This window comes from Pseudomonas sp. SORGH_AS_0199 (assembly GCF_031453735.1).
GTDB classification, from domain to species: domain Bacteria; phylum Pseudomonadota; class Gammaproteobacteria; order Pseudomonadales; family Pseudomonadaceae; genus Chryseomonas; species Chryseomonas aestiva.
In genome coordinates, this window is the sequence record NZ_JAVJAE010000001.1 from 3,966,209 (window position 1) to 3,992,384 (window position 26,176).

Below are 26,176 nucleotides of genomic sequence, written 5' to 3' on the forward strand. Positions count from 1 at the left end.
AAGGGGGAAGCCGACCCCGACTCCGGAATCGGCCGGGAGACTGTCAGCCGAGCTCGGCCAGCAGCTTCTCCCACTCCTTGGTTTCCTTCTTGGAAGGCGCACCCAGCAGCTCGACCGCCTGGCGCAGGCGGAAGCGGGTGAGGTCCGGACCGAGGATCTCCATGGCATCCAGCACCGAGACCGAACTGGCCTGACCGGTGATGGCGGCGAACAGCAGCGGCATGACGTCGCGCAACTTCAGCTGCTGGTGCTCGGCGACCGCCTGGATCACCGCAGTAGTGCGTTCCTTGTCCCACTGGCGCAGGGCTTCGAGTCTTCCACAGCAGCAGTTGCATGACCAGGCGGACCTGGTCGGTGGACAGCTTCTTGTGCTGGAACAGCGCCGGATCCAGATTCAGGGCGCCGCTGAAGAAGAAGCCGGCCAGCGGAGCGATCTGGCTGAAGGTCTCGACCCGCTGTTGCACCAGCGGGGCGATCTTGAGCAGGTACGCGGGATTGAGCGCCCACTGCTGCACCTCGGCGGCGAAGCGCTCGGGGCTCAGCTCGCGCAGCCACTGGCCGTTGAGCCAGGAGAGCTTCTCGACGTCGAAGATCGGACCGCCCAGGGAGACGCGCTGGAGGTCGAAATGCTCGACCATCTCGTCCAGGGTGAATTTCTCGCGCTCGTCGGGCATGGACCAGCCCATGCGGCCGAGGTAGTTGAGCATGGCCTCGGGCAGATAGCCCATGCGCTGGTAGAAGGTCACCGAGGTGGGATTCTTGCGCTTGGAGAGCTTGCTCTTGTCGGGATTGCGCAGCAGCGGCATGTAGCAGAGCTGCGGCTGCTCCCAGCCGAAGTATTCGTAGAGCTTGATCAGCTTGGGCGCCGAGGGCAGCCACTCTTCACCGCGCAGGACGTGGGTGATACCCATCAGGTGGTCATCGACCACGTTGGCGAGGAAGTAGGTGGGCAGGCCGTCGGCCTTCATCAGCACCTGCATGTCCATGCGATCCCAGGGGATCTCGACCTCGCCACGCAGCAGGTCGGGGACGACGCAGACGCCCTCCTCCGGGACCTTCATGCGGATCACATAGGGCTGGCCGGCGTCCAGGCGCTGCTGCACCTCATCCGGGGTCAGCCGCAGGCCGCGACCATCGTAGCGCGGGGTCTCGCCCCGTGCCTGCTGTTCGGCGCGCATCTGGTCGAGTTCTTCCGGGGTGGCGAAGCAGAGGAAGGCATGCCCTTTCTCCACCAGCTCCCGGGCGTACTTCCAGTAGATCTCGCCGCGTTCGCTCTGCCGATAGGGGCCATGGGGGCCGCCGACGTCGGGGCCTTCGTCCCATTCGATGCCCAGCCAGCGCAGGGCGTCGTAGATCTGCTGTTCGGATTCGCGGGTCGAGCGGACCTGGTCGGTATCCTCGATGCGCAGGATGAACTGACCGCCGTGCTGACGGGCGAAGCAGAGGTTGAACAGGGCGATATAGGCGGTACCGACATGCGGGTCGCCGGTGGGCGACGGCGCGATGCGCGTGCGAACGGTGGTCATCGGCTTTCTCGAAAAACGCGAAGGGACAAAGGCGGAATGGTAGCAGCGCCAGCCCTGGCGCTGCCAGTTGGCGGAAAGCCCGAGCCTGTTCATGTTCTCGTGAGCTAGAGCCAAGCAAGGCGAAAATAGCTGAGGAAGCGGAGTTTACGAAGGGTAAATGAGCATTCCGAAGCTATTTTCAACGCGGCTTGGCCGACGCGCAGCAGAACAGGTACAGGCTCCTAGACCTGGACCAGGCGCTCGCGCAGTGCCTGGATCTCATCGCGCAGCTGGGCGGCGGATTCGAACTGCAGGTCGCGCGCCAGCTGCAACATCTTCTCTTCGAGCTGACGGATGCGCTTGCCGATCTCGCTCGGCGAGCGCAGTTCGGCGGCGTATTCGCCCTGGTCCTCGGCGGCCTTGGCCACTCGGCGCTTGCCCTTGGCACCCGGGGCCGCGGCGCCTTCCATGATGTCGCGGATGTCCTTCTTGATGCCCTGGGGCACGATGCCGTGTTCTTCGTTGAAGGCCAGCTGCCTGTTGCGCCGGCGTTCGGTCTCGTCGATGGCGCGCTGCATGGAGCCGGTCATGTTGTCGGCATAGAGGATGGCCTTGCCGTTGAGGTTGCGCGCCGCCCGGCCGATGGTCTGGATCAGCGAACGCTCGGAACGCAGGAAGCCTTCCTTGTCCGCGTCGAGCACCGCCACCAGGGAGACTTCCGGCATGTCCAGGCCTTCGCGCAGCAGGTTGATGCCTACCAGGACGTCGAAGGTACCCAGGCGCAGGTCGCGGATGATCTCCACTCGTTCCACGGTGTCGATGTCCGAGTGCAGGTAGCGCACCCGTACGTCGTGGTCGGCCAGGTAGTCGGTGAGGTCCTCGGCCATGCGCTTGGTCAGGGTGGTGCAGAGCACCCGCTCCTCCTGGGCCACCCGCAGGCGGATCTCGGAGAGCAGATCGTCCACCTGGGTGGTGGCCGGACGGATCTCGATGATGGGGTCGACCAGGCCGGTGGGGCGCACCACCTGCTCGACCACGCGGCCGGCGTGCTCTTCCTCATAGGGACCGGGGGTAGCCGAAACGAAGATGGTCTGGGGCGCACCGGCCTCCCACTCCTCGAATTTCAGGGGCCGGTTGTCCAGCGCCGAGGGCAGGCGGAAGCCGTATTCCACCAGGGTTTCCTTGCGCGAGCGGTCGCCCTTGAACATGGCGCCAATCTGCGGAACGGTGACGTGGGATTCGTCGATCACCAGCAGGGCATTGCTCGGCAGATAGTCATAGAGAGTGGGTGGCGGCTCGCCCGGACCCCGCCCGGACAGGTAGCGACTGTAGTTCTCGATACCGTTGCAATAGCCCAGTTCGAGGATCATTTCCAGGTCGAAGCGAGTGCGCTGCTCCAGCCGCTGGGCTTCGAGCAGGCGATTCTGGCTGCGCAGCCATTCCAGGCGTTCGGCGAGCTCCCGCTTGATGTTCTCGATGGCGCCCAGCAGGGTCTCGCGTGGCGTGGCGTAGTGGGTCTTGGGATAGAAGGTGAAGCGCGGCAGCTTGCGGATCACCTCGCCAGTCAACGGATCGAAGGCCGACAGGCTTTCCACCTCATCGTCGAACAGCTCGATGCGTACCGCTTCCAGGTCGGATTCCGCAGGGAAGATGTCGATGACGTCGCCGCGCACCCGAAAGGTCGCGCGGGCGAATTCCATGTCGTTGCGGCTGTACTGCAACTCGGCCAGGCGACGCAGGATGGTGCGCTGGTCGATGCGGTCGCCGCGATCCAGGTGCAGGACCATCTTCAGGTAGGCCTCGGGACTGCCCAGGCCGTAGATCGAGGACACCGAGGCGACGATGATGGCGTCCTTGCGCTCCAGCAGCGCCTTGGTGGCGGACAGACGCATCTGCTCGATATGGTCGTTGATGGACGAGTCCTTCTCGATGAAGGTGTCCGACGAGGGCACATAGGCTTCCGGCTGGTAGTAGTCGTAGTAGGAGACGAAGTACTCCACCGAGTTGTTCGGGAAGAAGGCCTTGAATTCACCATAGAGCTGGGCGGCCAGGGTCTTGTTCGGCGCCAGCACCATGGTCGGGCGCTGCACCTGGGCGATGACGTTGGCGATGCTGAAGGTCTTGCCCGAGCCGGTCACGCCGAGCAGGGTCTGGTGCGACAGGCCCGCCTCCAGGCCTTCCACCATCTGGCGAATGGCTTCGGGCTGGTCGCCGGCCGGGGTGTAGCGAGTGGAGAGCTGGAATGCGGACATGGCTGCCTCAAGAGCGCGGAAATGCACGGACACCACCGCGCCGACGCAAGGTCAGGGCGGTGTGGACGAGGAAAAAGCTGGAAGGCCCTAGATGAGGTCGCATGCACCCCTTTGCAATCCGCCTGCGGCGCCGCACGTCAGGAAATCTCCTACCGAGGTCGGGTCGCGATGGTGCCTGCAGGGGGCTATACTCCTGGTTCCTAAGCGTTCCGCCCTTCCCTTCACCCCTCATTCGAGCCCCTGCCCCATGAGTTTGTTCTCCGCCGTCGAAATGGCACCCCGCGACCCCATCCTTGGCCTGAACGAGGCCTATAACGCCGATGCCCGTCCGCACAAGGTCAATCTGGGCGTGGGGGTCTACTACGACGAGCAGGGCCGCATTCCGCTGTTGCGCGCCGTGGCCGAGGCCGAGCAGCAGCGCGTGGCCGCCCAGGCACCGCGTGGCTACCTGCCCATCGAGGGCATCGCCGCCTATGACCAGGCCGTCCAGCACCTGCTGTTCGGCGCCGAGTCGAGCCTGGTGCGCGAAGGCCGCGCCGTCACCGTGCAGGCCGTTGGCGGCACCGGTGCACTGAAGATCGGCGCCGACTTCCTCAAGCGGCTGCTGCCGGATGCCGTGGTCGCCATCAGTGACCCGAGCTGGGAAAACCACCGCGCGCTGTTCGAGGGCGCCGGCTTTCCCGTGCAGAACTATCGCTACTACGACGCCGCTAGCAATGGCCTGAACCGCGCAGGTTTCCTGGCCGATCTCCAGGCATTGCCGGAGCGCTCGGTGGTGGTGCTGCATGCCTGCTGCCACAACCCCACCGGCGTCGATCTGCAACCAGCCGACTGGCAGGCGGTGCTGGACGTGGTCAAGGCGCGCAACCTGGTGCCCTTCCTCGACATCGCCTACCAGGGCTTTGGCGACGGCATCGAGGAAGACGCCCAGGCGGTACGCCTGTTCGCCGACTCCGGCCTGACCTTCCTGGTCTCCAGTTCCTTCTCCAAATCCTTCTCGCTGTATGGCGAGCGGGTCGGCGCCCTGACCCTGGTCAGCGAGAGCCGCGAGGAAAGCGCCCGGGTGCTGTCCCAGGTCAAGCGGGTGATCCGCACCAACTACTCCAACCCGCCGACCCATGGCGCCACCATCGTCGCCAGCGTGCTGAGCAATCCCGAGCTGCGCGCCCTGTGGGAAGCCGAACTGGGCGAGATGCGCCAGCGCATCCGCACCATGCGCAACGCCCTGGTGGAAGGCCTGGCTGCGGCTGGCGCCACTCGCGACTTCGCCTTCGTCAACGCGCAGCGCGGCATGTTCTCCTACTCCGGCCTCACCGCCGAGCAGGTCGAGCGGCTGAAAAGCGAATTCGGCATCTATGCGGTCAGCACCGGACGCATCTGCGTGGCGGCGTTGAACGAGCGTAATCTGCCACCGACCGTCCAGGCCATCGCCGCCGTCCTGAAGGGCTAAGATGGCACTTCCGGCAGCGTCTTTTCAAGGCGCTGCCAAGGCTTGACTTCCCTTTATCTATCAGTAAGATACGCTCCGTTGTTCCGCGATAGCTCAGTCGGTAGAGCAAATGACTGTTAATCATTGGGTCCCTGGTTCGAGTCCAGGTCGCGGAGCCAAAATCTGAAAAGCCCGTAGCGGGCGACCGCTACGGGCTTTTTCATGGGCGCAACTTACCGCCCCTGCAAAGGGTCTAGGCATAGCGCCCCTGGCGCCCGGGCGGCGGGCAACTGCGGTGCAACGCCTCCAGATCCCAGGGCTTGGGCAGAAAGGTCGCTCGTGCCGCGCGAGCGGGATTGTCGTCGCAATAGCCCGAGGTGATGACGATGGGCAGATTGGCCTGCCGCCCACGGGCTTGCAGTGCCAAGTCGACGCCGCTCAGGATTCCCGGCATGCGCACATCGGTGAAGAGCAGATCCAGCTGCGGCTGCTCGTCCTGCAGAAAGGCACAGGCCGCATCGGCACTGCCGAAGGCATGCACCTGATAACCCCAGCCCTCGAACAGCTCCTGCAGCAGATCCAATAGGACGGGCTCATCTTCGGCGACCAATACGCGCTGGCAACTCATGAGCGAATCCTGTGATGGTTAAAGACGTAATCGTTTGACCATAACGTTTCGCTGCCGTCCTGACTTGTACGACCAAGGGCACTCTGTACAAGAAAAAACCCTCGTCCCGCCCAGAGCCAGCCATTTCGCTCGGGAAGGTGCAGGCCTTGTACAGGAAATCGCCGTCGAGCCGGACAGAGCCACCTTTGGTGCCACCATCCGCCCAAGCGAGACGGCTTTGCGTTAAGCTTGCGCCGCCGCCGTCTACCCCGCAGGTCAGAGCCTTGGATCCGTCGTCTCGTCGTCACTGGATCAGCGATCTCAGCAGCAGGATCCGCGCTCGTCCGGCACTGGCCTACAGCCTCGCCTTGCTGGCATTCGCCCTGGCCCTGGCGGCACGCTTCGCCCTGGTGGACGTCCTGATGCAGGGCTTTCCCTACCTGACCTTCTTTCCCGCCGTCATCCTGACCGCCTTCTTCTGCGGCAGCCGCGCCGGCACCCTCTGCGCCGTGCTGTCCGGACTGGCCGCCTGGTACTTCTTCATTCCGCCGGGCTGGACCTTCGACGTAGGGCCCCAGGGTGCCCTGGCCCTGGCCTTCTATGTGGTCATCGTCAGCGTCGACATCGTGCTGATCCATTACATGCACACGGCCAGCGCCCGGCTGCGCGCCGAACGGCAGGTGATCCACGACCTCTACAACGTCCAGACGACGATGTTCCAGGAGTTGCAGCACCGGGTCGCCAACAACATCCAGTTCATCGCCTCGCTGCTCATGCTGCAGCAACTCAAGTTGCCCGGCGACAGCCAGGCGTCCCAGGCCCTGGAAGAAGCCCGTTCGCGGCTGGAGAGCATCTCGCGCATCCACCGGCGCCTGCACGACCCCGCCGATGCCGATCAGCCGGTGGCCCATCACCTGCAGTTGCTGACCAGTGATCTGCTGGCCGCCGCGGGCCAGGCCAATGTCTCCTGCGCCATCACCGCCGAACCGCTCAATTTCGACCTGCCCCGTCTGACCACCCTGTCGATGCTGGTGGCGGAGGTGGTGACCAATTCCCTCAAGCACGCCTTCGACGCCGGCCAGCGTGGCCTGATCAGCATCAGCCTGCAGCGCGGCGACGATCAGCGACTGCTGTTGCGGATCGCCGACAACGGTCGGGGCATGCCGCCGCAATTCAATCCGCGTACCAGCCAGCGCCTGGGCTTCAAGATCATCAAGAGCCTGGCCGAACAGCTCGGTGGCGAGGCGCACTACCGCAACGACCACGGTACCGTGGTCGAGGTACAGCTGGCAGCCTAGGGCATGGCCCCCACCCGCGCCGGGCTAAAACCCTATACAATGCGCGGCTTTTCCAGCCAGGTGCCCCGCCATGACCGCTTTGCCACCCTGTCCCCTCTGCGCATCCGAATACACCTACGCCGATGGCGATCAGCTGATCTGCCCGGAATGCGCCCATGAATGGACGCCCGGGGACGTCGGTACCGCGGCTGAAGCCAAGGTGATCCGCGATGCGGTCGGCAATCCCCTGCAGGACGGCGATACCGTCAGCGTGATCAAGGACCTCAAGGTCAAGGGCTCGTCGCTGGTGGTCAAGGTCGGCACCAAGGTCAAGAACATCCGCCTGGTCGACGGCGATCACGACATCGACTGCAAGATCGATGGCATAGGTGCGATGAAGCTCAAATCCGAGTTCGTCAAAAAGGTCTGATCGTCGTGCCGGGGTGTTCCCTGGCGGAGCGATGCCCTACCCTTGAGGCTCTTTCCCTCCTGCCAAGGACTCTCCATGTCTCAGCGCTTCATCCGCTCGGCCCTGTTCCTCGCGCCCCTGCTGCTCGCCGGCCAGGCCTTCGCCCAGTCGGCGCCTGCCAACGCCCAGGAACCTCAGCCGTCCGTCACGGAGAAGTATGGCGACTGGCAGGTGATCTGCCGCATCGCCCGCAACGCGGACCGCTCCGCGCAGCTGTGCGCCATCACCCAGCAGAAGGACAGCGCCAAGGGCCAGCGCATGCTGGTCACCGAGTTGCGCCCCAATCGGGAAGGTGTGGACGGCATCCTGGTGCTGCCCTTTGGCGTGGCGGTGACCAAGCCGATCTCGCTGCAGATCGACAAGCGCAGCCTGGAGAATCGGCCCTTCCACACCTGCATCCCCCAGGGCTGCGTGGTGCCGGTGGAATTCGTCGGTGACGTCTTCAAGCAGCTGCAGCGCGGCGGTCGCCTGACCGTGACCACTCCGGTCGCCAATGGCGAGACCGCCAGCGAAAGCCTGTCGCTCAAGGGTTTTTCCAAGGCCTATGACCGCGCCAAGGAACTGACCAAGCCGCTGTAAGGACCGCTAGTCTGGCAAGGGCGCTGCCGGGTGCTGTGCCGTGCCGCTGGCGGCGGCACGCTCCACGGCGGCCACCAGCGCCAGGGTACGGGCGGCATCCTCGGTGCTGACCAGGGGAGCCTCCTCTCCCCGCGCGACCCGCACGAAGTGCTCCAGCTGCAGCCGCAAGGCCTCGTCCGGGACCGTTGCCCGCACCTCTGTCGCAAGCGGCTGGTGCCAGCCGGCGCCCGGCTCGGCATAGCGCCAGAGGCGCAGCTGCGGCACGCTCAGGGCGCCTTCGGTGCCGGCGAAGAGGTAGCAGGACTGGTCAGGCTGGTGGGGATAGACTGGATTCTCGCCACTGGTGAGCTCCCAGCTCCAGGGCGCGACGGCGCCGTCACTGGCGGTGAGACTGCCCAGGGCGCCGCTCTCGAATTGCAGATTGATCACGGCGCTGTCGGCATTGGCGTAGCCGCGCAGGGCGTTGTCGGCGAAGGCCTGGACCTGGCGCACCTCACCGCAGAGATGACGCAGCAGGTCGAGGTCGTGGATCAGATTGGTAAGCAGCATCCCGGCCCCCGCTTCGCGGCGCCAGGCACTCTCGAAATAGCTCTCAGGCTTCTGCAGTTGCCACAGCGCGGTGACGGTGACCAGGCGGCCAAGCGCGCCCTGGCGCAACAATTCATGAGCCCTGGCGATCAGCGGATTGTGGCGACGATGATGCCCGACCAGCAGTGGCACGCGCTGGTCGCGCTGGGCGTGCAGCAGCTGAGCCACCTCTGCTGACGTGGTCCCCACGGGCTTCTCCAGCAGCAGCGGGATGCCCAGATCCAGACAATCCAGGGCGGTGGCCACATGCAGCGCATTGGGATTGGCGACGATCACCGCTTCCGGGCGCACGCTTTCCAGCAGCTGCCGATGATCGCGGAAATGCGGCACGGCCCACTGCGCGGCGAGCTCGGCCGCCCTCGGATCGGGATCGGCCAGGGCGCACAGCCGGGCGCTCGGCACGGCTTGAAGATGATGCAGGTGCTGGCGGCCCATGTTGCCGGCGCCGATGAGGGCGATGCGCAAGGCAGCGACCATGAGAGAACCCCTTGTTGTGGTTGTCGAGGTCGCTCGACTCTAAGGGACGCCCGGTCGAAGGCGCTACTGCACCGGCAGGAAATTGATGAACAGCAGACTCTGGGCGTAGTTGACGCCGATGCGCCGATAGCGCTCGTCGAGCAACTGGGCGAGCAGGTCCAGGCGGGCGACGATCTTGCCGAACTCGGTGGCGAAGCTGAGGTTGCTGCCCTCCTCCGAGATCTCGTTGGCGAACAGCAGCGGTTCGCCCTCGGCGTTCTTGCGCTGGCCGAGCAGCCAGGTGGCCTTCTCGATGTTGCGGGCCGCGTTGTTGACGAAGCGCGCATTCACCACATCGGTGATGTAGAACTCGGTGCGATTGCCGTGGGCCGCGATGATCATGCTGCCGATGGCATAGATGAAGGCGCCGACGCGGTCGCCGCGGTAGTCGTCGCCGAGCACGTAGCTCAGGGCCGCCACGTCCTTGCGTCCGCCCAGCGCAGGCAGGCTGCGCTGCTGCTCGATGGCCATGCGGATCTCGCGCTCGGCGCTGGCGGCATCGGGCAGGCCGGTCTTCTTCCATTCGGCCGGATTGCGCAGGTAGAGCTTGTTCATCAGCCGGTAGAGACTTTGCAGATTGGCCTGCATGGCGAGGGTAGCCATGCGGTCGGAGCTGGTCTGCAGGAATTCGCTGGGGCGGGTCTTGCCGAATTGCCGGGCAATGTCCTGGGCGGACTGGCTGCTACAGCCGGCCAGGCTCGCGAGCAGGAGGCCAATCACACACCCGAGACGGGCGACGGCTGTGAAGGTAAGGGCAGGCATGGGGGCTTCGGCGGCTAAGGGCAGCCGAAGGGTAAGGCCTTCCCTGGCCGGCCTGCTGTGCGGCAGGCCAAGGAATGGGCCTTTTCGAGCCTATTCAAAGGCTCGCGAGCTAGCGACAAACACGGCCTAGGTGGCCCGCGAAAATGGCTGAGGAAGCGGATCGGACCTGCGCTCGGGTTTACAAGTAGTAAATGAGCATTCCGACCGGGCTGGCGACCCAGGGCATTTTCAACGCCGTTCGACCGACGCGTAGCAGCTATTGAACAGGCTCAGCCGTTGCTGGGGAAGGCAAACTGCGAAGCCTCCTGGGCCTCGCGTTGCGGCCAGCGCTGGGTGATGGTCTTGCGGCGGGTGTAGAAGCGCACACCGTCCGGGCCGTAGGCGTGAAGGTCGCCGAACAGCGATCTCTTCCAGCCGCCGAAGCTGTGGTAGGCCACCGGCACCGGCAGCGGCACGTTGATGCCGACCATGCCCACCTCGATCTGATCGGCGAACAGCCGCGCCGCTTCGCCGTCGCGGGTGAAGATGCAGGTGCCGTTGCCGTACTCGTGGGCATTGATCAGGGCGATGCCCTCTGCCAGGCTCTTGACCCGCACCACGCAGAGCACCGGACCAAAGATCTCTTCCTTGTAGATGCGCATCTCCGGGGTGACCTGATCGAACAGGCAGCCACCGAGGAAGAAGCCCTCTTCATGATCGGCCACCTTGAGACTGCGGCCGTCCACCACCAGCTTGGCGCCCGCCGCCACGCCATCGACGACATAGCCGGTGACCTTGTCCAGGTGCGCGCCGGTAACCAGCGGGCCCATGTCCAGGCCGCACTGGGTGCCCGGGCCGACCTTGAGCTTCTCGATCTCCGGCACCAGCCGGGCGATCAGGGCATCGGCGACCTGGTCACCGACGCAGACCGCCACCGAGATGGCCATGCAGCGCTCGCCGCAGGAGCCATAGGCAGCGCCCATCAGGGCATTGACGGTGTTGCCGAGGTCGGCATCGGGCATGACCACCGCATGGTTCTTGGCGCCGCCCAGGGCCTGGACGCGCTTGCCCTTGGCGGTGCCGCGGGCATAGATGTATTCGGCGATGGGGGTGGAGCCGACAAAGCTCAGCGCCTTGACCTCGGGGGCGTCGATCAGGCCGTCCACGGCTTCCTTGTCGCCATGCACCACGTTCAACACGCCCTTGGGCAGGCCGGCTTCCTCGAACAGCTGGGCGATGGCCAGGGTGGAACTGGGGTCACGCTCGCTGGGCTTGAGGATGAAGGTGTTGCCGCAGGCGATGGCCAGCGGATACATCCACAGCGGCACCATGGCCGGGAAGTTGAAGGGGGTGATGCCGGCCACCACGCCCAGGGGCTGGAAGTCGGACCAGGTGTCGATGCTCGGACCGGCGTTGCGGTTGTATTCGCCCTTGAGCAACTCGGGTGCCGCGGTGGCGTATTCCACGTTCTCGATGCCGCGACGCAATTCGCCGGCGGCGTCTTCCAGGGTCTTGCCGTGTTCTTCGCTGATCAGCTGCACCAGGCGCTCTTCGTTGCTCTCCAGCAGCTGCTTGAAGCGGAACAGCACCTGGGCGCGCTTGGCCGGCGGGGTATTGCGCCAGGCCGGAAAGGCGGCCTGGGCGGCGTCAACGGCCTGCTGCAGGGTGGCCGCATCGGCCAGGGGCACTTCGCGGATGACCGCGCCGGTGGAGGGGTTGTAGATCGGTGCGCGGCGGCTGCCACCGTCGACCAGCTGGCCGCCGATGAGATGCTTGGGACTCATGAAGGGACTCCTTGTACGAGGGATGGGCGCTTCCTCGGGGAAGCGCCGGAAAGAGGGTCAGTCGAGGCGATTGAGGACGTCACCGACCGCGGCGAAGACGCGATCCAGGTCTTCGATCCTGGCATTGAAGGTAGGTCCGAACTGCAGGGTGTCGCCGCCGAAGCGGACGTAGAAGCCGGCCTTCCACAGGGCGATGCCGGCCTCGAACGGGCGGATTACCGCATCGCCGTCACGCGGGGCGAGCTGCAGGGCACCGGCCAGGCCGCAATTGCGGATGTCCACCACATGCTTGGCGCCCTTGAGGCCATGCAGCGAGGCTTCGAACTTGGGTGCCAGCTCGGCGGCCTGCTGCACCAGATTCTCACGTTCCATGAGTTCCAGCGCCGCCAGACCCGCGGCACAGGCCACCGGATGGGCCGAATAGGTGTAGCCATGGGGAAACTCGACCATGTGCTCAGGCGTGGCCAGGTTCATGAAGGTGTCGTAGATGGCGCTGCTGGCGATCACCGCGCCCAGGGGCACGGCGCCGTTGGTGACCTGCTTGGCCACGTTCATGATGTCCGGCGTCACGCCGAAGAATTCGGCGCCGGTATGACGGCCCATGCGGCCAAAGGCGGTGATGACCTCGTCGAAGATCAGCAGGATGTCGTGCTGGGTGCAGATCTCGCGCAGGCGCTGCAGATAGCCCACCGGCGGCACGATCACCCCGGCCGAGCCGGACATGGGCTCGACGATGACGGCCGCGATATTGGACGCATCGTGCAGCTCGATCAGCTTGAGCAGCTCGTTGGCCAGCTCGACGCCGCCGGTCTCGGCCATGCCCTTGGTGAAGGCCATGCCCGGTTGCAGGGTATGGGGCAGATGGTCGACGTCCATGAAGGAGCCATACATCTTCCGGTTGCCGCCGATGCCGCCCAGGCTGGTGCCGGCAATGTTGACGCCGTGGTAGCCGCGGGCCCGGCCGATCAGCTTGGTCTTGGCCGGTTGACCCTTGATGCGCCAGTAGGCCCGCGCCAGCTTGACCGAGGTGTCGGCGCTCTCGGAACCCGAGCCGGTGAAGAAGACATGGTCCAGACCCGCCGGGGTTAGCTCGGCCATCTTTTCGGCCAGCTGGAAGGACAGCGGATGGCCGTACTGGAAGCCCGGCGAATAGTCGAGGGTGCCCAGCTGGCGCGCCACGGCCTCCTGGATCTCCTTGCGCGAGTGACCGGCGCCGCAGGTCCAGAGTCCGGAGAGGCTGTCATAGATGCGCCGCCCCTGGTCGTCGATCAGCCAGCTGCCTTCGGCGGCCACCACGATGCGCGGATCCTTCTGAAAGGCGCGATTGGCGGTAAAGGGCATCCAGTGGGCACGCAGGTTGAGCTGGGCGGCGACAGGTGGCGAAACGGTCAGCGGCTGGTTCATGACGGGGCCTCGGGCGGTGACATTGAGCCTGCAGAGTGCGCCCAGTCTTGCGTGAGTTAAATGGTTTTCTTCTCGCGCCTAAACATCTTATAACTCACCCAATCACCGGTTCTAACTCACTAAATCAAAAGAGGCTGACGGGGAGAACGACGCCGCTTCCTGCAGTCACGGATGGGCTTAATAGCCTTTCATAGACGCGATTATCCGTGCCAACTCGACACCAAAGAAACATCTTGAAACCAACAAATTTGATTAGTATTCAGTAAATTGCCTGAAACACTTTAAGCTGGCCGCCTGCCACCGTAGTCCCGTGGCGCCGAGGCACCCTCGCCTCACCTCTCTTCCCGGCGCGTAGTCCAGCCGGGCGCGGTAGCCTGTCCGCCGTCTCTGCCGCGTACCCAACTTTCCGCTTTTGCCAACCCGTGCCCCTCTTCCGAGGCAGAGCGCGCGGTTCAGCTATTCCTCAAGGAAACCTCCCCCATGCTGATTCAGCTCAACTGGATCCGCGGCCTGGCGGCCGTTCTCATCGTTTTCCACCACATGACCGTGGGCAGCTACCAGACCACCGAACATCAGCAGATCGCCCTGAATCTGCTGTCGCTGGAAACCACCTGCATCTTCGTCGCGCTCTCGGGCTTCTTCTTTCGCTACAACCTCGGCAAATACAGCTACCAGGTCTATCTGGGCAAGAAGCTGCAGAACGTCATCCTCCCCTATCTGCTGATCTCGATCCCCGCCGTGCTGCTCTATGTCTCCGGACTCAAGCAGGAACACGAGTGGATCGACATGAACGCCTTCCACGACTGGCCCCCCTTCGCCCAGACCGCGCTGCTGCTGGCTACTGGCGCGCACCTGGGTCCGCTGTGGTTCATTCCGGCGCTGACGCTGATCTTCCTGCTGGCGCCGGCCCTGGAGTGGATCGTCAAGCGTGGCCTGCTGCCGGCGGCGACCATGGTCGGCCTGCTGTATTTCCTGGTGTCCGATCGCCCGATCAATGACGCCGATCCGCTGCTGGCGGCCCTGCACTTCCTGCCGATCTACCTCTGCGGCATGCTGGCCTGCGAACAGCGCGAGCGGCTGCAACAGCCCCAGGCGCGTTACTGGCTGCTGGCGGCCCTGCTGCTGCTAAGTGGCGCAGCAGTGCTCGACAGCGCCTTCTACGGGCTACAGAAACTGGCACTGTGCCTGTTGCTGTTCGCCGTTTTCAGCCAGAAGGTCAAGGCGCCGGGATACGCCGAGAGCCGCCTGACCAAGGGCATGGCCCTGCTGGGCGCCTACAGCTTCGCCATCTACTTCCTGCACGGCTATCTCGCCGGCGCCTATCGCGTGCTGGGTCGCCTGCTGGGTGAGCAGAACTTCGCCCAGTACCTGGGCACCCGCCTGTGCCTGACGCTGATCACCCTGCTCTGCTGCATCGCCGCGGTCTGGGTGGTCAAGCAGGTCACCCGGCAGCGCAGCCGGGTCCTGATCGGCGCCTGAAACCGGTCGCTGGCGCCGCTCCCGACGGCGCCTTATGCTGTCCCGCATTTGCGGTGGCAGCCATGAAGACGACGCGCAAGGCCCTGCTCGCCCAGGTCGGCGATTTCGAGATCCGCCTGCTGCGACTGTTCAAGACGGTGGTGGAATGCGGCAGCTTCACCGCCGCCGAAGGCCGGCTGGGCATCACCCGCTCGGCCATCAGCCTGCACATGAACGACCTGGAAAAACGCCTGGGCATGCGCCTCTGCCAGCGCGGGCGCGCCGGTTTTTCCCTGACCGACGAAGGCCGCGAGGTGCTCAAGGCCAGCCAGTCGCTGTTCGCCGCCCTGGAAGGCTTTCGCAGCGAGGTCAACCAGTTGCACCAGCACCTGCGTGGCGAGCTGAACCTGGGCATCATCAACAACCTGGTGACCCAGCCGCGCATGCGCATCACCCATGCCCTGGCCGCGCTCAAGCGCGCCGCGCCGGGGGTGGTGGTCAACATCGGCATGACCCTGCCCGGCGAGATCGAGACCGGCGTGCTCGACGGCCACCTGCACCTGGGCGTGCTGCCGCTGATCAATGCCCTGGCCGGGCTCGACTACCTGCCGCTCTACGAAGAGCGCGCCCTGCTCTATTGCAGCCGCAGCCATCCGCTGTTCGCGGTGGCCGACGCGGCGCTGGACGACGCCCTCCTGGCCGCTCAGGACGCCGTCGGCCCCAATCACCTCCTCAACCAGGACGGCCACGAACGCCATGCCGCGCTGAACTGCACGGCACGCGCCTCGGATCGCGAAGGCGTGGCCTTTCTCATCCTCACCGGCTGCTACATCGGCTACCTGCCCGACCACGTCGCGCAGCCTTGGGTGGCCCAGGGCCAGTTGCGCGCCCTCGATCCCGAGCGCTTTCACTTCGACACCACCCTGGCCGCCGTCACCCGCAAGGGCCGGCGACCGAATCTGGTGCTGGAGCGCTTTCTCGAAGCCCTGGCCGAGACCGTCTAGTTGGCGCTGCGGGTCGGGCGCACGACGATCTCGTTGACGTCCACGTCGTCCGGCTGCTCGATGGCATAGCGCACCGCGCGGCCGATGGCGTCGGGTTGCAGGGCAATGGCGCGATAGTCGTCCATCATCGCCCGCGCTGCGGGATCGGTGATGGTGCCAGCCAGTTCGCTTTCCACCACACCCGGATGGATGCAGGTGACCCGCAGATCGTCGCGCTCCTGACGCAGTCCCTCGGAGATCGCCCGTACCGCGTGCTTGGTGGCGCAATAGACCGCCGCCGTGGGCACCACCGACAGCGCGCCGATGGAGCCCAGGTTGATGATGTGTCCGGCGCCACGGGCGGTGAATTCCGGCAGCACCGCGGCGATGCCGTTGAGCACGCCCTTGATGTTGACGTCGACCATCTGCATCCATTCTGCGGTCTTGAGGGAGGCCATGGGCGACAGCGGCATGATCCCGGCGTTGTTGACGATGACGTCCACCCGCCCCCAGCGCTCGCGAGCCGCCTGGGCGAAGGCGGTCACCTCGGCGCTGTCGGTGACGTCCAGCCGGCGGCAGGCGGCCTCGCCACCCGCGGCGTTGATCTCGGCCGCCAGGGCCTCCAGCCGCTCGCTGCGGCGCGCGCCGAGCAGCAGCTTGCAGCCGGCCGCGCCCAGTTCGCGCGCGATGCCCGCGCCTATGCCACTGGACGCGCCTGTGATGAGTACGACCTTGTCGATAGCCATGAAGTGTTCCTCTCGAAATGGGGTGGTTTGCCAGGACGGCCTGCTGGCCGGCTGCGTGCCCTTCCGGCACTGCGCCCTTCCAGGCTTGCCACCACCTTAGCGAAGGCTCATTGTCGTGATAATTCCCCCGCTCCTGACTGCCATGGTTAGCCAGACTCACCAATGCACACCGATCTGAATCTGCTCAAGGTCTTCGTCGTGGTGGCCACGGCGGAGAATTTCCGCGTGGCGGCGGATCGCCTGGGCGTCAGCCGCTCCGCGGTGAGCCAGGCCATCCGCCGTCTGGAAGACGAACTGGGCAGTTCGCTGGTGCAGCGCACCACCCGCAGCGTGCGCCTGACCGAGGCTGGCGAACGCCTGCAGCGGCAGATTGCCGGGCCCCTGGCCGGTCTGCTGGGCGCCCTGGAAGACGCCAGTCACGCCGGCCCGCCGCGCGGATTGTTACGGGTCGCGGTCACCTCCATCGCCGAGCGCTTTCTCGATGGGCCGCTGCTGGCCAGCTTCGTCGAGGCCTATCCGGAGGTGACCCTGGACGTCACCGTCACCGACGAGGAATTCGATATCGTCGCGCGTGGTTTCGATGCCGGCGTACGGCTGGGCGAGGTGATCGAGCAGGACATGATCGCCATTCCGGTGACCGGACCGCAGCGCGAAGTGGCCGTGGCGACCCCGGGCTATTTCGCCCGTCATGGGCGACCCCGGCACCCACGCGAACTGGCGGACCACCGCTGCATCGGCTGGCGCCCGGCCCCGGAGGTGGCGCCCTGGCGCTGGGAATTCAGCGAGAACGGTCGCGCCTTCGATGTGGCCGTCGCGCCGCTCATCACCACCAACGACATGTTGCTGATGGTACGCACCGCCCTGGCCGGAGGCGGCATCACCTTTGGCATGGAGGACACCTTCCGCCCCTATCTGGCGCGGGGTGAACTGGAGCGCGTGCTGGAAGACTATCTGCCGCCCTTTCCCGGCTTCTACCTCTACTATCCGAACCGCCACAACCTGGCGCCCAAGCTGCGGGCGCTGGTGGAGCATGTGCGGGGGTATCGGGAGGAGAAGGCGGGGTAGCGCGGGTTGGGGCGGCCCTCACCCCGGCCCTCTCCCGGAGGGAGAGGGAGCGCCCGCCTGACCCCGCGTAGGGTGGAAAACGGCGCAGCCTTTTCCACCTGGTGCGAAGGCAGGCCCTGTTGGGCTTGGGCGGTGGAACCGCCTCAAACCAACCTAGGCATCCTGTAGGTTGGGCTGAGGGCAAGCGAAGCCCAACATCGACCGACCGATATCAGCTTTCCAGAATCCACCGATCGATGGCCTGGGCCAGGCCATCTTCCTGGTTACTGGCCGTTACCCGGTCAGCCGCTTCCCGTACCCCTGCGCCGGCCTGGCCCATGGCGATGGCCAGGCCAGCCTGGCGGAACATGGGCACGTCATTGCTGCCATCGCCAATAGCCGCCGTGCGCGCCACCGGTACGCCCGCGGCCTGGGCAAGTTCGATCAGGGCATCGCCCTTGTTGGCCTTGGGATGGGTGATGTCGAGATAATAGAGCTGGGAGCGCAGCACCGTGGCGCCCTCCCCCAGCCGCTCGCCCAACTCGCCTTCCAGGGCTTCGAGGCCGGCATGATCGCTACCGGCGGCGACGATCTTGTCGACCCGATCCAGATAGGGTTCGAAGGATTTCACCACAGTCGGCCCATATCCCAGCGCCCGAGTTTCACGCGGAACGTAGGCACCCTGTCCATCGCGCGTCAGCCAGAGGTCATCGGCGAACAGCCAGACCTCGAAGGCTTCATTGTCCAGCCGCTCCAGCACCTGGCGCGTCACCGGCTCCGCCAGGCGATGGGCGCGGATCAGGGTACCGTCCGCCTCCACCAGATTGCCGCCGTTGAAACCGGCCACCGCCTGATGAATGCCCAGTTGCCGTACCAGCGGCAACAGCGCCCGCGGTGGGCGGCTGCTGACCAGGGTAATGGCCTTGCCGGCCGCCTGCAGCCGCTTGACGGCGGCGATCACCGCCTCGCTCAGGCTCTTGTCGTCGCGCACCAGGGTGCCGTCGATATCCGACACCAGCAGGTCGATGGGGATCAGGTCAGCGGATGCCATGAGCGGCCGTCCTTCTGCAGGAGTTCATCGGCACCGGCGGGACCGGCACTGCCCGCGGCGTAGCTTTCCACCGCGCCGCCCTGCTGCCAAGCGTCGAGGATGGGTTGCACGGCGCGCCAGCCGTTCTCGATGTTGTCGGCGCGCTGGAACAGGGTCTGGTCGCCGATCAGGGAATCGTAGATCAGGGTTTCATAGCCGGTGGACGGCTGCATCTCGAAGAAGTCGCTGTAGGCGAAGCCCATGCGGATGTTCTCCAGCTCCACCAGGGGCCCCGGGCGCTTGGCGTGGAAGTCGAACCACATGCCTTCGTCGGGCTGGATCTGGATGATCAGGTAATTGGGCCGCATCCGGTCGATCTTGGTATCGCGGAATTGTGCATAGGGCGCGTGCTTGAAGCAGATGGCGATCTCGGTATCGCGCGCGGTCAGGCGCTTGCCGGTGCGCAGGTAGAAGGGCACACCCGCCCAGCGCCAGTTGTCTACGAACAGCTTGAGTGCCACATAGGTCTCGGTCTGGCTTTGCGGATCGACCCGCTCTTCCTCGCGATAGCCTTTGACGGGCTTGTCGTTCATCGTCCCGGCGGCATACTGGCCACGGACCGAGTTGGCCAGGGCCTCTTCGGTGGTCTGGGGGCGGATGGCGCCGACCACCTTGGCCTTCTCGTCACGCACTGAGGTGGCATTGAAGGACGCCGGCGGCTCCATGGCGACCATGGCCAGCAGCTGGAACAGGTGGTTGGGCACCATGTCCCTCAGGGTGCCGGTCTTCTCGTAGAAATCGCCGCGCGACTCCACGCCGACGGTCTCGGCCGCCGTGATCTGCACATGGTCGATGTAGTGGTTGTTCCAGAACGACTCGAACAGCGCATTGGAGAACCGGCTGACCAGGATGTTCTGCACCGTCTCCTTGCCCAGGTAGTGGTCGATCCGATAGATCTGCTTTTCGTCCATGTTCGCCAGCAGGCGCTGGTTGAGCGCCTGGGCACTGGCCAGGTCGGCGCCGAAGGGCTTTTCCACCACCAGTCGGCGATAGGCGTCTTCGCGTTCTTCCAGCAGGCCTGTCTTGCCCAGGCGCTCGGCGACGTCGCCAAAGAAGCGGGCGGCGGTGGCCAGGTAGAAGACCGCGTTGTCGGTGTCGGCCTGGGCGATGCGCTCGCCCACCGCCTGATAGGTGGCATCTTCGAGGAAGTCACCCTGCAGATAGCGGATGCGCCCGCGCAACTGGCCCCAGAGATCGGCATCCAGCGCCTCGTCCCGGGACTTGCCCTTGGCTTCGGCCTGGTCGCGGATGAAGGCTTCCAGCCGGTCGGCGAAACCTTCGTCGGTGTTGGGATTGTGATCGACGCCGATGATCTGGGTGCGGTCGTCGAGCAGGCCGTCACGCAGCAGGTTGTACAGCGAGGGGATCAGCAGTCGCTTGACCAGATCGCCATTGGCGCCGAACAGAAAGAGCGTGGCGGGCGGCGCGGTGGGCGCCTTGGTACAGGAGCGGCGCTCCTGGGCGGCGGTGCTGGGGGTAACGGCAGGAGAATCGGTCATGACAGGGCCTTATCCACGAGGGCGGCTGATGCCGTCCCCCGGGACGCGGCCCGTGGCCGCTCCACAGGGGAACGGCCGGGGTTTTATTGCGGGATTTCGACGTGGCCGCCAAAGCCGAAGCGCATGGCCGACAGCAGCTTGTCGGCGTAGGTGGCTTGCTGGCGGGAACGGAAGCGCGCATAGAGGGCAGCGGACAGGACGTTGACCGGCACCGCCTCCTCGATGGCCGCCTCGATGGTCCAGCGGCCTTCGCCGCTGTCGGCCACCGAACCGGAGAACTTCTCCAGCTCGACGTCGCCGGCCAGGGCCTGGGCGGTCAGGTCCAGCAGCCAGGAGGACACCACGCTGCCACGGCGCCAGACTTCGGCGATGTCGGCCAGGTCCAGCTCGAAACGCTCGTCTTCCGGCAGCTTGTCGCTGTTCTTCATCTTGAGGATGTCGAAGCCCTCGGCGTAGGCCTGCATCAGGCCGTACTCGATGCCGTTGTGTACCATCTTGACGAAGTGACCCGAACCGGCCGGACCGGTGAAGATGAAGCCGCGCTCGGCACGCTCGTCCGGGGCGTTGCGGCCACGGGTCCGTTCGATGCTGCCGTAGCCGGGAGCCAGGGCCTCGAAGATGGGCTCCAGGCGCTCCACAGCCGCGGACTTGCCGCCGATCATCATGCAGTAGCCGCGCTCCAGGCCCCAGACGCCACCAGAGGTACCGACGTCGACATAGTCGATGCCCTTCTCGGCCAGGGTCTTGGCGCGACGGATGTCGTCCTTGTAGTAGGTGTTGCCGCCATCGATGATGACGTCACCGGGAGCCAGGCGGTCGGCCAGCTCGGCGATGGTCTGTTCGGTCGGCGCGCCCGCCGGCAGCATGACCCAGATGGCCCGCGGCTGTGCCAGGGCGGCGATGACGCCATCCAGGCTATCGGCGGTGATGGCGCCTTCCTTGCCGAGGCCGGCCACGGTTTCGGCACTGCGGTCATAGACCGCGACTTCATGCCCATGCTTCATCAAACGCCGTGCGATGTTGCCGCCCATGCGGCCCAGTCCGATGATTCCCAATTGCATGCTGATGACTCCTTGAGGTCAGGCGACCGCCGCCTCGACCAGTTCGACGATTTGTTGCAGGCCGGCGTCGATGTCGCCGCCCTTGATATGCACGCGCAGATAGCGCCGTCCCCGTTCGGCCAGCACCTCGAGGTCGCCTTTGGCCTGGGCGGCCTCGACGACACCAAAGCTCAGACTCCGCCCTGGAATCTGCAGGTCGTTCTGGGCATCGGCGGTAATCTGAATGAACACACCCGAGTTGGGACCGCCCTTGTAGGCCTGTCCGGTGGAGTGCAGGAAACGGGGGCCGAAGCCGCCGACGGTCGCTACGCGCTTGCTGTCGCGAATGCTATCACGCATGGCGCCCAAGGCCTCCTCGTGCACGGCATTGCGCTCGAGATAGGCCAGCACGGCGAGATAGTCGCCGGGCTGCAGGCGTGCCAGGTGCGCCTTGATCGCCGCGCGGGCGGTGTCCTGCCCCTGCAGGTCGGCATCGCCGAACAGTGTCAGCGTGCCCTCCTCCAGCAGCGGCTCATCACCGGCCAGACGACCCTCGCGCTCGTAGCCATCGGTAAGGGCACGGGTCTTGATCTTGCTGGCTTCCACATCCGGCTGGTCGAAGGGATTGATACCGATGACGGCACCTGCCACTTCGGTGGCCACCTCCCAGCGGAAGAATTCCTGGCCGATCAATTCGGCGCGCGCCAGACGGATGTCCACCACCGGATGCCCGGCGGCGGCCAGGGCCTGCAGGCGACTGTCGCGCTCGGCGTCTTCCTCGCCGGCCAGCACCAAGCTGACGAACACCCGGTCCCTGCCGTAGACGCCTGGCTCGCCGAGGGGCTCCAGGTCCACCGGGATGATGCCCTTGCCCTGCTTGCCGGTGCTCTCGGCGAGCAGCTGCTCCAGCCAGGCGCCCAGACTGGCGACACCCGGTGAAGCGATCAGAGTGACCTTGTCGCGTCCGGCACGCACCGCCTCGCCCAGGACCACGCCCAGGCGAATGCCGGGATTGATGGCAGGGGGCGCACTGGGGCTGCAGGCCAGTACCATGGGCTGGGTCACCTGGAAGAAGTCGGCTACCGAGTGGCCAAGCAGCGCCAGGGGCACCATGCCGAACACCGACAGCACCGAGTAGCGCCCGCCGATATGGGGATCGCCCTGGAAGATGGCGCGGTAGCCTTCGGCCGTGGCACTGGCTTCGAGTTTGGACCCCGGATCGGTGATGGCGACGAAGCGCCGCCGCACCTCTTCCGCCCCCAGCGCCTGCTCGACGGCCTTGTGGAAGTAGGCCCGCAGGATTTCCGGCTCCAGGGTCGAGCCGGATTTGCTCGATACCAGGAACAGCGTCTTGCGCAGGTCCAACTGTTCTTCCAACGCGGCGATTTGCGCCGGGTCGGTGGAATCCAGCACCTTGAGGGTGAGTCCGCCCGTGGCGGTACCCAGGGTATTGGCCAGCACTTCCGGGCCCAGGCTCGAACCACCCATGCCCAGTAGCACCACGGTATCCAGGCCTTCCTTGCGAACGGCCTCGGTCAAGACCCCGAGGGCAACCGGATCGGCCTGGCGCCCCTGGGCCGCGGCCAGCCAGCCGACCCACTGGTCTTCGTCACGACCGGTCCAGAGCGAGGCGTCGCCCTGCCAGAGCCGGCGCGACCAGCCTTCACGCCGCGCCTCATCCAGGCGGGCCTCGACGGCTTCATTCAGATCGTCTGGCAGACGATAGTCCGCGGCATTCAGGCGCTCGCCAAGAAACTCGAGGCGCTTCTGCCCGACCGCGCCCAACAGGGCATCGGCGGCATCTTCGAATTGCCGGGCGCCGTCCTTGACCAGCCGCTTGGCCACGCCATCGAGATCCAGCCCGAAACGGACGGTCGCATCCACCACCCGCTGCGCGGCGTCGATAGCGGTGCTCAGCATGGGGGCTGCCGTGCCATGGTCGCGGAAGGCGTCCATGGTCTTGGGCGGCATGGTGTTAACGGTGTCCGGGCCGATCAGTTGATCGACATACAGGGTATCGGGATAGGCGGGATCCTTGGACCCGGTGGAGGCCCACAGCAGACGCTGCGGATGAGCGCCCTTGGCTGCCAGCACCTTCCAGCGTGGCGACTGGATGAGACGCAGGTAATCCTGATAGGCCAGCTTGGCGTTGGCGATGGCGACCTTGCCGCGCAGCTCGGTCAGTTCGCCGTCGTTACCCTTGCGCTCGTCGATCAGCTTGTCCAGCACGCCGTCGACCCGGCTGATGAAGAAGCTGGCGACACTGGCGAGCCGACTGATGTCCTTGCCCTGATGCAGCCGGGCTTCCAGACCCGCGATATAGGCCTCCGCCACGGCCATGTAGGCATTGCGATCGAACAGCAGGGTCACGTTGACGTTGATCCCCTCCTCGATCAGTTTGCGGATGGCCACCGCCCCTTCGGGCGTGCCGGGCACCTTGACCATGAGGTTGGGCCGATCTACCGCCTGCCAGAGGCGGCGCGCCTCGTCCAGGGTGGCACGGGTATCCAGCGCCAGATAGGGCGAAACTTCCAGGCTCACATAACCATCGCGTCCTTCAAGCCGGTCATAGACCGGCCGCAGGATGTCGGCCGCCTGCTGGATGTCCTCGATGGCCAGATGCTCGTAGACATCCACCGGCTCGGCATCGGCCCGTTCCAGGAAGGCCTTGAGGCTGGCATCGTAGTCGCTGCCGTGGCCCATGGCCTTCTCGAAGATCGAGGGGTTGGAGGTGACGCCCGTCAGGCCGTCACGCTCGATCAGCTTTTGCAGCTCACCCTTGGCGAGGAACTCGCGGCTGACGAAGTCGAGCCAGACCGCCTGGCCCTGCTCCGTCAGCTGCTTGAGTGGATTGCTCATGTGGCGCTCCCTTTGCGTTGCGCCTGTTCCTTGGCCAGCTTGACCACGTTTTCCACGGTGTAGCCGTATTTCGCCTGCAGCTTGCCGATGGGCGCGGAGGCACCAAAGGTGCTCATGGTCACCGAGGCACCCTTGCGACCGATGTAGCGCTCCCAACCCAGGGGACCGGCCTGCTCGATGGCAACGCGGCCCAGGACCTCGTCCGGCAGCACCGACTGCTTGTAGGCCTCGTCCTGCTCCTCGAACAGCTCCCAGCAGGGCATGGAGACGACTCGTGCCTTCACCCCTTCGCCCTGGAGCTGCTCATAGGCCTGCATCGCCAGGCCCAGTTCGCTGCCGGTGGCCATGAGGATCACCTGGGGCTTGCCGCCTTCGGCATCGGCCACCACATAGGCACCCTGGGCGACGCCCTCGGCGCTGGCGTACTTGGCGCGATCCAGGGTCGGCAGCGGTTGCCGCGACAGCACCATGCAGGAGGGTCGATTGGTCTGCTGCAGCGCGATCTTCCAGGCTTGCACCGTTTCATTGGCATCGCCCGGACGCAGGGTCAGCAGACCCGGGGTGGCGCGCAGCTGCGCCAGGTGCTCGATGGGCTGGTGGGTCGGGCCATCTTCGCCGACGCCGATGGAGTCGTGGGTGAAGACGAATACCACCGGCAATTCCATGATGGACGCCAGGCGGATCGGCGGCTTCATGTAGTCGCTGAACACCAGGAAGGTGGCAGTGAAGCTGCGCAGGTAGCAGAGCGCCATGCCGTTGGCGATGGAGCCCATGGCGTGCTCGCGGATGCCGAAGTGCATGTTGCGCCCCGACGGCTCACGGGCGGAGAAGCTGCCCGCGCCATCGAACTTGAGATTGGTCTTGGTGGACGGCGCCAGATCCGCCGCCCCGCCCACCAACCAGGGAATGTTCTGGGCAAAGGCATTGAGCGCCTTGCCACCGGACTCGCGGGACGCCACACCCTTGGCATCGGTATCGAAGCTGGGCAGCTTGGCGTCCCACCCTTCCGGCATCTCACCGGCGCGCATGCGCTGGAGTTCATCGGCGCGGGTCGGATCGTCCTGACGCAGGCGATCGAAGGCACGGTTCCAGTCTTCGTAAAGACCGCTGGCACGTTCCAGCAGGGCGTCGCGCAGGTGGTGACGGGCGTCGTCGGGCACCAGGAAGTCGGCATCCTCGGGCCAGCCATAGGCCTTCTTCGCCAGCTTGATCTCGTCCGCACCCAGGGGCTCGCCGTGGGCTGCCGCGGTGTTCTGCTTGTTGGGTGCGCCGTAGCCGATGAGGCTGTCGACCACGATCAGGGTCGGTTTGCCGGTGTTGCCCTTGAAGCGATGCAGGGCGGCGGCCAGTGCTTCGGCGTCATTGGCATCCTTGACGTGCAGGGTATGCCAGCCATAGCCGCGGAAGCGCTCGGCCACGTCCTCGCTAAAGGCTAGCTCGGTGTGGCCTTCGATGCTGATGGTGTTGTTATCGTAAATCCAGCAGAGGTTGTCCAGCCCCAGGTGACCGGCCATGGAGGCCGCCTCGCCGGTGACGCCTTCCATCATGTCGCCATCGCCGCAGAGCACATAGACGTCATAGTCGAACAGGGTCACGCCCGGCTGGTTGAAACGGGCGGCCAGCCACTTCTGCGCCAGCGCCATGCCGACGCTGTTGCCGCAGCCCTGCCCCAGCGGACCGGTGGTGGTCTCGATGCCGGTGGTCATGCGGTACTCGGGATGACCCGGGGTCTTGGAATCCAGCTGGCGGAATTGCTTGATGTCGTCGAGGCTGACCGCTTCCTTGCCGGTGACGGTGCCGTGCTCGTCGATTTCCTTGACGCCCGCCAGGTGCAGCAGCGAATAGAGCAGCATGGAGGCATGGCCGACCGACAGCACGAAGCGGTCGCGGTTGGGCCAGTCCGGATGCTCGGGGTGATAGCGGAGGAAGCGGCTCCACAGCGTGTGGCCGACCGGGGCCAGGGCCATCGGCGTACCAGGGTGGCCGGAGTTGGCCTTCTGCACCGCGTCCATGGACAGGGTACGGATGGTATTGATGACGAGCTGGTCGGCGTTGGAGCTGGAAGGTGCGGTGGAACCCATGGCAAGCGTCCTCGTGCTGGCAGGCGCGCCACCCGCGGCGAAAACGGCAAACACCGTCCGTGAAACCGTTTTCAGCAAAGGCGGCGCCTAAGAGAAGAAAGCAAAGCGGCCGGACAGGGTCCGGGGCGGCGGGGGCATGCATCCTCTGCAACCCCACGCCGCAGTCGCGATCCTTTCTCTAGAACAGCACGCCAGAGGGTTGGTTCCGCACGGGTAGATAGCCGG

General features: G+C 65.6%; 19 protein-coding genes, 1 tRNA gene and 1 pseudogene. 8 read left to right on the plus strand and 13 right to left on the minus strand.

What is annotated here, in order from left to right:
• Positions 1-43 precede the first annotated feature (43 nt).
• Positions 44-1,526: pseudogene (gene gltX, locus QE444_RS18610) on the minus strand (glutamate--tRNA ligase).
• 221 nt (positions 1,527-1,747) lie between these two features.
• On the minus strand, positions 1,748-3,757 hold the full coding sequence (gene uvrB / locus QE444_RS18615; RefSeq protein WP_187979897.1) for an excinuclease ABC subunit UvrB: 2,010 nt from the start codon (positions 3,755-3,757) through the stop codon (positions 1,748-1,750).
• 247 nt (positions 3,758-4,004) lie between these two features.
• On the opposite strand from uvrB, the gene QE444_RS18620 reads away from it, so the two are divergent.
• A complete protein-coding gene (locus tag QE444_RS18620; RefSeq protein ID WP_309740755.1) occupies positions 4,005-5,207 on the plus strand; it encodes an amino acid aminotransferase in 1,203 nt (400 codons plus the stop codon).
• Between the two features lie 82 nt (positions 5,208-5,289).
• Positions 5,290-5,365 (plus strand) — tRNA-Asn (locus tag QE444_RS18625).
• A gap of 74 nt (positions 5,366-5,439) precedes the next feature.
• Here the strand turns inward: QE444_RS18625 and QE444_RS18630 are convergent.
• Positions 5,440-5,814: a response regulator gene (locus QE444_RS18630; RefSeq protein WP_273861460.1), complete on the minus strand. Its 375-nt coding sequence runs from the start codon at positions 5,812-5,814 to the stop codon at positions 5,440-5,442.
• Positions 5,815-6,077: 263 nt separating this feature from the next.
• Here QE444_RS18630 and QE444_RS18635 point away from each other — a divergent pair, with 263 nt between their 5' ends.
• From QE444_RS18635 to QE444_RS18645, 3 genes are all read left to right on the plus strand, one after another.
• A complete protein-coding gene (locus QE444_RS18635) occupies positions 6,078-7,091 on the plus strand; it encodes a DUF4118 domain-containing protein (protein ID WP_309740761.1) in 1,014 nt (337 codons plus the stop codon).
• Between the two features lie 70 nt (positions 7,092-7,161).
• A complete protein-coding gene (locus QE444_RS18640) occupies positions 7,162-7,500 on the plus strand; it encodes a zinc ribbon domain-containing protein YjdM (RefSeq protein WP_158894478.1) in 339 nt (112 codons plus the stop codon).
• Positions 7,501-7,575: 75 nt separating this feature from the next.
• The gene (locus tag QE444_RS18645) at positions 7,576-8,118 is read left to right on the plus strand and encodes an invasion associated locus B family protein (protein WP_187979900.1); all 543 of its coding nucleotides are present in this window, start codon (positions 7,576-7,578) and stop codon (positions 8,116-8,118) included.
• Positions 8,119-8,124: 6 nt separating this feature from the next.
• Here QE444_RS18645 and QE444_RS18650 read toward each other — a convergent pair whose 3' ends face one another.
• The 4 genes from QE444_RS18650 to QE444_RS18665 form a co-directional block, all read right to left on the minus strand.
• Positions 8,125-9,183 carry a Gfo/Idh/MocA family protein gene (locus tag QE444_RS18650; protein ID WP_273861458.1) on the minus strand — a complete coding sequence of 353 codons (1,059 nt, stop codon included), beginning with the start codon at positions 9,181-9,183 and terminating at the stop codon, positions 8,125-8,127.
• Between the two features lie 63 nt (positions 9,184-9,246).
• A complete protein-coding gene (locus tag QE444_RS18655; protein ID WP_187979902.1) occupies positions 9,247-9,984 on the minus strand; it encodes a hypothetical protein in 738 nt (245 codons plus the stop codon).
• 269 nt (positions 9,985-10,253) lie between these two features.
• Positions 10,254-11,747 carry a CoA-acylating methylmalonate-semialdehyde dehydrogenase gene (locus tag QE444_RS18660; RefSeq protein WP_280306213.1) on the minus strand — a complete coding sequence of 498 codons (1,494 nt, stop codon included), beginning with the start codon at positions 11,745-11,747 and terminating at the stop codon, positions 10,254-10,256.
• A 57-nt stretch (positions 11,748-11,804) separates the two neighbouring features.
• Positions 11,805-13,151: an aspartate aminotransferase family protein gene (locus tag QE444_RS18665; RefSeq protein WP_309740769.1), complete on the minus strand. Its 1,347-nt coding sequence runs from the start codon at positions 13,149-13,151 to the stop codon at positions 11,805-11,807.
• A gap of 480 nt (positions 13,152-13,631) precedes the next feature.
• Between QE444_RS18665 and QE444_RS18670 the strand changes: the two genes are divergently transcribed.
• On the plus strand, positions 13,632-14,630 hold the full coding sequence (locus QE444_RS18670) for an acyltransferase (RefSeq protein ID WP_309740772.1): 999 nt from the start codon (positions 13,632-13,634) through the stop codon (positions 14,628-14,630).
• Positions 14,631-14,692: 62 nt separating this feature from the next.
• The gene (locus tag QE444_RS18675) at positions 14,693-15,613 is read left to right on the plus strand and encodes a LysR family transcriptional regulator (protein WP_280306210.1); all 921 of its coding nucleotides are present in this window, start codon (positions 14,693-14,695) and stop codon (positions 15,611-15,613) included.
• Here QE444_RS18675 and QE444_RS18680 read toward each other — a convergent pair.
• Positions 15,610-16,338, minus strand: coding sequence for an SDR family oxidoreductase (locus QE444_RS18680; RefSeq protein WP_280306208.1), 729 nt, complete (start codon positions 16,336-16,338; stop codon positions 15,610-15,612). The genes QE444_RS18675 and QE444_RS18680 overlap by 4 nt on opposite strands.
• Positions 16,339-16,500: 162 nt before the next feature.
• Between QE444_RS18680 and QE444_RS18685 the strand changes: the two genes are divergently transcribed.
• Positions 16,501-17,403 (plus strand): LysR family transcriptional regulator, encoded by a 903-nt coding sequence (locus QE444_RS18685; protein ID WP_280306207.1) that lies wholly within the window; start codon positions 16,501-16,503, stop codon positions 17,401-17,403.
• Between the two features lie 211 nt (positions 17,404-17,614).
• Here QE444_RS18685 and QE444_RS18690 read toward each other — a convergent pair whose 3' ends face one another.
• The 5 genes from QE444_RS18690 to tkt all read right to left on the minus strand — a co-directional run bounded on the left by QE444_RS18690 (position 17,615) and on the right by tkt (position 25,951).
• Positions 17,615-18,433: an HAD family hydrolase gene (locus QE444_RS18690; protein ID WP_309740778.1), complete on the minus strand. Its 819-nt coding sequence runs from the start codon at positions 18,431-18,433 to the stop codon at positions 17,615-17,617.
• Entirely contained in the window at positions 18,415-19,971 is a 1,557-nt protein-coding gene (zwf, locus tag QE444_RS18695; protein ID WP_280306204.1) for a glucose-6-phosphate dehydrogenase, read from the minus strand. Before zwf ends, QE444_RS18690 begins: the two co-directional genes overlap by 19 nt.
• Before the next feature lie 83 nt (positions 19,972-20,054).
• Positions 20,055-21,032, minus strand: a complete 978-nt coding sequence (gene gnd / locus QE444_RS18700) for a phosphogluconate dehydrogenase (NAD(+)-dependent, decarboxylating) (protein WP_133862430.1) — start codon at positions 21,030-21,032, stop codon at positions 20,055-20,057.
• A gap of 18 nt (positions 21,033-21,050) precedes the next feature.
• The gene (locus QE444_RS18705; RefSeq protein WP_309740784.1) at positions 21,051-23,870 is read right to left on the minus strand and encodes a bifunctional transaldolase/phosoglucose isomerase; all 2,820 of its coding nucleotides are present in this window, start codon (positions 23,868-23,870) and stop codon (positions 21,051-21,053) included.
• On the minus strand, positions 23,867-25,951 hold the full coding sequence (tkt, locus tag QE444_RS18710) for a transketolase (protein ID WP_309740789.1): 2,085 nt from the start codon (positions 25,949-25,951) through the stop codon (positions 23,867-23,869). Before tkt ends, QE444_RS18705 begins: the two co-directional genes overlap by 4 nt.
• Positions 25,952-26,176 lie beyond the last annotated feature (225 nt).